The sequence below is a fragment of the Streptomyces sp. UH6 genome (assembly GCF_013421635.1).
GTDB lineage: Bacteria > Actinomycetota > Actinomycetes > Streptomycetales > Streptomycetaceae > Streptomyces > Streptomyces abyssomicinicus.
In genome coordinates this window covers 1-1,339 of the sequence record NZ_JACADT010001266.1, presented here as the reverse complement: position 1 = coordinate 1,339, position 1,339 = coordinate 1, and the positions used below count along the sequence as shown (strand labels likewise).

The window sequence follows — 1,339 nt, the reverse complement described above, 5'->3', positions numbered from 1 at the left end:
ACAGCGCGCCGGAGTGCGGCGTGCCGTGGAGTCGCGTGCGGGTGCGGCGGGGCGTGCCCGAGGTTGTGAACTCCCGCACCTCGCGCGTCGTCGACCTGCGGCGATCCGCGCCGGGCGGTCGGAGATGTCCGCGCGCGCCGTTAGCCTCGAGACGTGTCCCGCGCCCGTCTCACCGATCCCGAGCAGCTGAAGTCCCTGCTCGGGATTCCGTTCACCCCCGAGCAGATCGCCTGCATCACGGCCCCGCCCGCGCCGCAGGTGATCGTCGCGGGCGCCGGCTCCGGCAAGACGACCGTGATGGCCGCCCGCGTGGTCTGGCTGGCCGGCACCGGGCAGGTCGCCCCCGAGCAGGTGCTCGGGCTCACCTTCACCAACAAGGCCGCCGCCGAACTGTCCGAACGGGTCCGCAAGGCCCTGGTCAAGGCGGGCGTCACCGACCCGGACGCCATGGACCCCACCGGTCCCGGCGCGGCGCACCCCGACAGCGTGCCCGGCGAGCCGTTGATCTCCACCTACCACTCGTTCGCCGGCCGCCTGCTCACCGACCACGGCCTGCGCATCGGCCTCGAACCCACCGCCCGCCTGCTCACCGGAGCCGCCCGCTTCCAGCTCGCGGCCCGCGTGCTGCGCGAGGCCCCCGGCCCCTACCCCTCGCTCACCGGCACCTTCTCGACCCTGGTCAGCGACCTCCTCGCCCTCGACGGCGAACTCGCCGAGCACCTGGTGGGGCCCGCGCGCCTGCGGGACTTCGACGCCGGACTGCTCGACGCCCTCGGCCGCGCCAAGCTCTCCAACGCGGACCTGCGCAAGGTCCCCGAGGCCGCCGCCGCCCGCCGTGAGCTGACCGAACTGGTCACCCGCTACCGCGCCGTCAAGAGCGAACGCGACCTGCTCGACTTCGGCGACCAGATCGCCCTGTCCGCCCGGCTGGCCCGCACCCGCCCCGAGGTCGGAGCGATCCTGCGCGACCAGTACCGGGTCGTGCTGCTCGACGAGTACCAGGACACCTCGGTCGCCCAGCGCATCCTGCTCTCCCACCTCTTCGGCAACGGCACCGGCCACCCGGTCACCGCGGTCGGCGACCCCTGCCAGGCCATCTACGGCTGGCGCGGCGCCTCCGTCGCCAACCTCGACGACTTCCCCGAGCACTTCCCGCACGCCGACGGCCGCCCGGCCGACCGGCTCGCCCTCAGCGAGAACCGCCGCAGCGGCGGCCGCCTCCTCGACCTGGCCAACGGCCTCGCCGCCCCGCTGCGCGTGATGCACGAAGGCGTCGAGGCCCTGCGCCCCGCCCCCGGCGCCGAACGCGACGGCGTGGTCCGCTGCGCCCTGCTTCCCA

At 74.8% G+C, this 1,339-nt stretch carries 1 protein-coding gene; it reads left to right on the top strand.

Annotated elements, in window-relative coordinates; translation table 11 throughout:
- Window positions 1-153: 153 nt before the first annotated feature.
- On the top strand, window positions 154-1,339 hold a 1,186-nt coding region (locus HW445_RS31140), incomplete at its 3' end, for an ATP-dependent helicase (protein ID WP_180224130.1).